This window comes from Streptomyces sp. NPDC001156, from assembly GCF_053598275.1.
In genome coordinates this window covers 1-6,445 of record NZ_JBSFJX010000326.1, presented here as the reverse complement: position 1 = coordinate 6,445, position 6,445 = coordinate 1, and the positions used below count along the sequence as shown (strand labels likewise).

The following is a 6,445-nucleotide window of genomic DNA, read 5'->3' as shown; positions in this document are numbered from 1 at the left end:
CGGCGCGCGCTACGGCATTTACCACGCCCCCGGCGCGCGCCGAAGGCGCGCTGACTCGCTCACCTGCATAAACGACCCGGACAGCTCAAAGTGCTGGTGTCCGGGCTGTCCGGTCGCCGAGGGGCTGCAACACACCCGGGGTGTTGCAGCCCGTCGGTGAAGCCGACTGCTTATTAGGCGTAGGAGCCGAAGGCGACTTCCGATCTGCTCTGCCTCACGAGGCGCGAACTGCAGGACGCGACACTTCCCCTACCTGATCAAGGCGCTCCCGCCGCGCAGAGCGCGGCGGCGCGCGGCCCGGAGCCTCGGGCCTGCGCCCCGCTCCGGCCCGGCCGCCGGCCGCCCGCCAAGCGGCGAAGGGGTGATAGGGGGCGAAAACCCGCTGTGGCTGGGGCGGTCGGTTCCGCGGCAAGATCAAGCACCTCGTAGAGCCGAGCGCGGCGCCAGTCGGTGAAACGTCACGGAGGTCGGTCGCAGAGAAGCTCGCCTCCTGGGCGCCGTTCCTGGGCTGCCGCACGCATGCAGTCCACTTGCTGCGCCCGCCTCGCAGCGCGTCAGCGGGCCTTCACTGGCCCAACTGGTATCAGCCACGACTGCGACGTTGTCACAGGGCAGAGCGCCATCCGGTCGATGTCCGGTAAGGGTGAATTTAGCGCTATACCCCGTCTTACCCATTCCCAAGCCGCCGGAGGTCACCCGATGCCCCAGGCCACGATCAGCACCGACCGACTGACACTCGGTAGGCAGATACACGCGTCCCACGTATCCGACACTGCGTTCGCGCTGCTCGACGAGCAGGGGACGGTGGTCGCGTGGACGCAGGCCGCCGAGCAGCTTGTCGGGTACTCCGCCGGGGAGGTGGTGGGCCGGTCCGCCGTACTCGTCCTGCCTTGTTTCGGGGTAGCGCCGACGATGTCGGCGTTCGTCGACCGGTGCCGTGCCCGGAACGGCTGGTCGGGCGCTTCAGGGGTGCGCCACCGGGACGGCCGCATGCTCGACGTCGGCCTGCGGATCTCGTTGATGCGAGGGCAGGACGGAGCAGTGCGGTGGCTTGCGTCCGCGACAGACATCGGCGTGCCGTCCGGGGACGCGGTGAACGGATCGATGCGGGGGTCGATTCTTGACCGCGCGCGGATCGGCGTCGTCATCCGTGACCTGGAGCTGCGTTGCGCCTGGGTGAACGACGCGAAGGAGGGCCACGACGGCACCTCCCGTAACCGGCGCCTCGGATGTCGGCTCACCGATGTGTGGCCCAATGCCGAAGGCGAAGCGGCGGAGGCGGTGATGCGGCGGGTGCTGAGGAGCGGTAGCACCAAGGTCCACGAGTACCGGACGTGGCTGCCGTCGAGTCTGGGTGAGGAGCGCCCGTACGCGATTTCGTTCTCCTGTCTTCAGGGCGCCGACGGCCGAGCGCTGGGGGTGTGCTCCATCAGCGTTGATCTCACCGAGAGCCGGCAAGAGCGCGAGCGCCTGGCGGTTCTCGGTGAGGCGGGCACGCGCCTGGGCAGCACCCTGGATGTGATGCAGATCGGTCAGGAAGTGGCCGATCTCGCCGTGCCCCTGTTCGCCGACTTCGTCACCGTGGACTTGGAGCAGTCGGTTCCGTTCGGCGAGGGGGCTCCGGTTCGCATCGGCTCGTTCGGTGAGCGCTTCCCCGTTCTCAGGCGTGCCGGCGTGGCCTCGGTCCGCCAGGGGGCCCCGGAAGCCGCATGGGTGCGCGGTGAGCCGGTCCCCGTTCCGTCCGCTTCGCCCTTCACCGACGTCTTGCGCACTGGCAGGTCACACATGGAGCCGGTCCTAAACACCGCGCCGGGCACATGGATCGATCGGGACCCGGTGCGGGCGCAGAAGATCCATGAGACCGGCATGCACTCCGTGATGGTCGTGCCCATCCGCGCGCGGCGCGTCCTGCTGGGCGTGGCGTTGTTCGTCCGCACCGAGAATTCGACGCCGTTCCGGGAGGACGATCTGCTCCTGGCCGAAGAGTTTCTCAGGCGCGCTGCGGTGTCGTTGGACAGGGCCCGGCAGTACTGCCGCGAGCACACTGCGGCACTCGCGCTCCAACGCATTCTGCGCCCGCACCGTCTGCGTGGCGGTGCGGCGGTCGAGGCGGCCTCGCGCTACTTGCCCGCCGACATGGACAGGGGCGTCGGGGGCGACTGGTTCGATGTGATCCCGCTGTCCGGTGCCCGGGTGGCTCTCGTGGTCGGCGATGTGGTCGGACACGGCATCAACGCCGCCGCGAGCATGGGCCGGCTCCGCACCGCGGTCCACACGCTCGCCGACATCGAGCTGCCCCCTGACGAACTGCTGTCCCGCCTCGACAAAACCGTCCGGCGACTGGCGGACGCAGACGCCGACGCTCCGGAGCAGAGCATCGCGGTGGTGGGCACCTGTCTGTATGCCGTCTACGACCCGGCCACCCGCCGGTGCACCATGGCAACGGCCGGGCACCCCCCGCCCGCGATCATCGACCCGCAGGGCCGGGTCAGCTTCCCCGACCTTCCCACCGGCGCTCCCCTCGGCATCGGCGGAGTCCCCTTCGAGGCCATGGAACTGGAAGTGCCCGTAGGCGCTCTCCTCGCCCTCTACACCGACGGCATGATCGAGACCCGCGACCAGGACATCGAGCAGGGCATGCACCGCCTGGGCACCGCCCTCGCCCAACCGGATCTCTCCCTGGAGGAGCTCTGCACCCGCGCGATGGCACCCGCCGAGGATCAGGAAGCCTTCGACGACGCCAGCCTGCTCCTGGTCCGCACCCGCGTCTGGCCAGACGTCTGAGACTTAGAACGGCGGCCCGAAAGAGGTGGCGGGGACATCCGAAGCCAGCCGCAGGGCCTCCCGGACGTCCCGCTGGTACTTGTAGGAAGGGTGGGGCCAGGCGTCGTCAGAACGGTCCCAGTAACTGTTGTCCGAACGTGCCGCGACGGCCTTGCGCCACAGCTCGGCGCTCTTTCGAAGCTCCCCGACGTAGGCGGTGACCTTGGGCCTGGCACCGGCAGACCAGTTGGCGATTTTGAGGCCATCTGCCTCATGGTCCAGCGCGGCCGCCATCTTCGCAGCCCAGGCACGGTTGGCGGCCACGCTGCCCAGGTGCGGATAGGTCTTGAAGACGCGCGCGGAGGCCAGCTCCAGCCTGAGGAAGACAAGCTGGTCCGCCGTCAGGCTGGTCTCCTGCTCGCGTACGCTGCCAGTGGTCTGGCCGTTCGTGTCGGCCGTAAAGCAGGTGGCGGTCCTGTTAACCGACTGCTGGACCTCACGGGTCGGGTAGTAGTAGTTGACGCCCATCGTGTGGGGCAAGGACCAGTCGTCCATGACGTAGTCGGTCAACCGATCGCTGCACTGGTGATATGACTGCTTTGCGAGGACGTCGTCGGCGCCGCTGGACCCGGTGAGAGCGACCGTGGCGAACACTTCGCCGTCGTGTGGCCGGGAGCACGACACGGGTACCGCGGAGTAGACCTCTTTGTGCTGCGAGCTAGTGAAGCAGTCGCCCATCGCGAGGCTTACGGCCGACCGGTCACCTGCGCCGGACATCCGCTCGTCCGGATTTTCGTCTGCGTCACCGGAGATTGCCCCGATGATCTGGCTCATCGCCAGCGCGACCCCACCGAGCGCTAGCACGCCCGCGATCGCCAGTCCGCGGCCCTTCTGGTTGCGCTTGGAACCGGGCTCAGACGGCGTGGGCGGCGGTATGGCGGACATGGGTCTCCGGTCGACCTCGGCAAACACGTATGCGGAGCCGGAATCCTCGCACACGACCAGGCGTCTCTGTCACCCCAGTGGACTCTCACGGCGGCGATTGCGCACTCCCGTGAGGCAAACCTCGTTGTCCTGGTCCTTGTCCAGTGCACATCGCCAGCCCGCTGGGCTCGGGGCAGAATCCCAAGCGCATCGGAGCAGAGGTCTCCCTCAGGAGTGATCACGACGTTCGAGCCCAGCATGTCCAAGTGAGCCCGGAACTCGTCAGCGAGCTTTGACGGCGTCTGGCCGATCAGTCGGATCCCGCCCCAGGTGACCTGGGGTCCGCTGAGGACGTCCACAGTGATGCAGGTCAAGCCGAGGGTGTCGACTTCGTTAGGAGTCGTGCCAGGAGCCACGGCCGATGGGGGTGTCTGAGGTTCATCGCCTCCCAGCTCGACCCAATAGTCGAGCTCAGAAGCCTGCCGAGCGGTACGCGGAAGGTTTCTGAGATGCCCCGCCTCGCCCACGCGCTGCGCCGGAGACTCTGCCTGATCAGCGGGGCGAGCCGAACGGTGGACAACGGGCTAAGATCACGCCGTCGCCGTTGCGGTCGCCGCACGTCGAAGCGGTTAGCGAGGGCTTCATCGCCTCCCCGAATCCAGTGGCCGAAGGTTCGGGCTCCGGGAGGCTCCGAAAAGGGAGAGGCAGGGGGACTCACTATGGAAGAGCCGCGTCGCCATGGCGGCCGCTACCAGGTGGGCACGATACTCGGCCGTGGTGGCATGGCCGAGGTCCATCTCGCCCATGACATCCGCCTGGGCCGCACCGTCGCGGTCAAGACGCTGCGGGTGGACCTCGCCCACGATCCGTCCTCCCAGGCCCGGTTCCGCAGGGAGGCCCAGTCAGCCGCCTCGCTCAATCATCCCGCGATCTGCGCGGTCCACGACACCGGCGAGGACTTCGTCGACGGCGTCTTGATCCCGTACATCGTCATGGAATACATGGACGGCTCGACCCTGCGCGAGCTGCTGCACAGCGGTCGCAAGCTGCTGCCCGAGCGCGCCATGGAGATGACCGTCGGCATCCTTCAGGCGCTGGAGTACTCGCACCGCAACGGCATCGTCCACCGGGACATCAAGCCCGCCAATGTAATGCTCACCCGCACCGGCCAGGTGAAGGTGATGGACTTCGGCATCGCGCGCGCGATGGGGGGCTCCGGCATGACGATGACGCAGACGGCCGCGGTGATCGGCACCGCGCAGTATCTGTCGCCGGAACAGGCGATGGGCGAGACCGTTGACGCCCGCTCCGACCTGTACTCCACTGGCTGCCTCCTCTACGAACTGCTCACCGTTCGGCCGCCCTTCATCGGCGACTCCCCGATCGCCGTCGCCTACCAGCACGTACGCGAAGCCCCGCAACCGCCGAGCGTCTTCCACCCTGAGATCCCCCCCGAGGTGGACGCGATCGTCCTGAAGGCGCTGGCCAAGGACCGTGGCTACCGTTACCAGTCCGCCGACGAGATGCGCGCGGACATCGAGGCGCACCTCGACGGCCAGCCGGTCGCCGCCATGGCTGCGCTCGGCGCCGTCGGAAACGGGTACGGCGGCTACACGGACATCGCACCGACCACCGCCCTGCCGACGCTGCAGCAGCCGCGTCCCGCGTTTGTCCAGCAGCCCCCGCAACCATCTGGCTACAGCGACGACGGGGGCCGCCCGGGCGGCGCCGGCTTCGACGCCGGGTACGCCGATCCGGCTCCCGCCGGAGGCCGGCGTCTGTCGCTGGGCGCGCTCATAGGCATCGGCGTGGCCGGCGTCGCTCTGATCGGCATTGTCGTGGGCACCGTGCTCGATGTTGGCGGCAACGACCAGCAGCCGGCCGCCAACGCCTCCGCCACCTCGGGCAGCGGCCAGTCCGGGCCGGACACCGCGCAGGCCCAGGCGAAGTCGCTCGACGCGCTGCTGCAGTCGAGCAAGAGCAGCCGCACGGCGGTGATCGACGCGGTCGCCTCCATCAAGCAGTGCAGCAACCTCGCTGGTTCGGCGACCGGCCTGCGCACCGCCGCGAGCCGGCGCGACGACCTGGTCACCAAGCTCTCCCAGCTCACCTTCGACAAACTACCCGGCCACGGCGACCTGGTGGCCCAGCTCACCACGGCCTGGAAGGCGTCTGCCGCCGCCGACAACCACTACGCCGCCTGGGCCGATCAGGTGGCCGGCGCCAAGGGCTGCCCTAACGGCCACGCGACGAAAACCGAGCAGACCGACCAAGGCAACGCGGCCAGCGAGCAGGCGACCCTCGCCAAGAAGAAGGCTGCCGCCCTGTGGAACCCCATAGCGCAGCAGTACGGTCTCCCACAGCGCCAGATCACCGAGCTCTGAGCCCCTGGCCACGGCACTGAGTAGACCGTATGAACCGAGCCGGTCGCCGTGACGACAGGACAGGTTCGGGCCGCTGCGGTGACGGGGTCGACGGTCCCGCATCGCGTCGAGGGCGTCGGTGCGAAGACGCTCGCGCCGCAGTACCCAATGAGGCCGGCTCCAGGGCACCGCGACGGCAGTGACGGCAACGGGCGCGGACGACGGCGATACTCCGCAGCTTGTAACGGAATCGGAACGGGCCTCTGGGGCCAGGCAGCTGGGGTGTGCCCGCATCTTCTAAGAAGCCGTTATCAAAGCGATCTTGCGGTGTGAGGGTCGGACGGGGGTTCGGGCCTGCTCCCGTTCGGTTGATCGCCAGCCGGCCGGCGCATGAG

The 6,445-nt window shown here is 68.5% G+C and carries 2 protein-coding genes and 1 pseudogene; 2 read left to right on the top strand and 1 reads right to left on the bottom strand.

All coding sequences use genetic code 11. The annotated features are described in order from the left end of the window. Positions 1 to 630 precede the first annotated feature (630 nt). Entirely contained in the window at positions 631 to 2,784 is a 2,154-nt protein-coding gene (locus ACWDA7_RS49230; RefSeq protein WP_450614283.1) for a SpoIIE family protein phosphatase, read from the top strand. A gap of 3 nt (positions 2,785 to 2,787) precedes the next feature. Here ACWDA7_RS49230 and ACWDA7_RS49225 read toward each other — a convergent pair whose 3' ends face one another. After that, positions 2,788 to 3,708 (bottom strand): septum formation family protein, encoded by a 921-nt coding sequence (locus ACWDA7_RS49225; RefSeq protein WP_450614281.1) that lies wholly within the window; start codon positions 3,706 to 3,708, stop codon positions 2,788 to 2,790. A gap of 698 nt (positions 3,709 to 4,406) precedes the next feature. Here ACWDA7_RS49225 and pknB point away from each other — a divergent pair. Next, positions 4,407 to 5,540, top strand: a pseudogene (gene pknB / locus ACWDA7_RS49220) (Stk1 family PASTA domain-containing Ser/Thr kinase); the annotation flags it as partial. Between the last annotated feature and the right edge of the window lie 905 nt (positions 5,541 to 6,445).

Coding starts and splice junctions, on each gene's coding strand:
- ACWDA7_RS49230 (WP_450614283.1), top strand. CDS start 631: ATGTCCGGTAAGGGTGAATTTAGCGCTATACCCCGTCTTACCCATTCC.
- ACWDA7_RS49225 (WP_450614281.1), bottom strand. CDS start 3,708: ATGTCCGCCATACCGCCGCCCACGCCGTCTGAGCCCGGTTCCAAGCGC.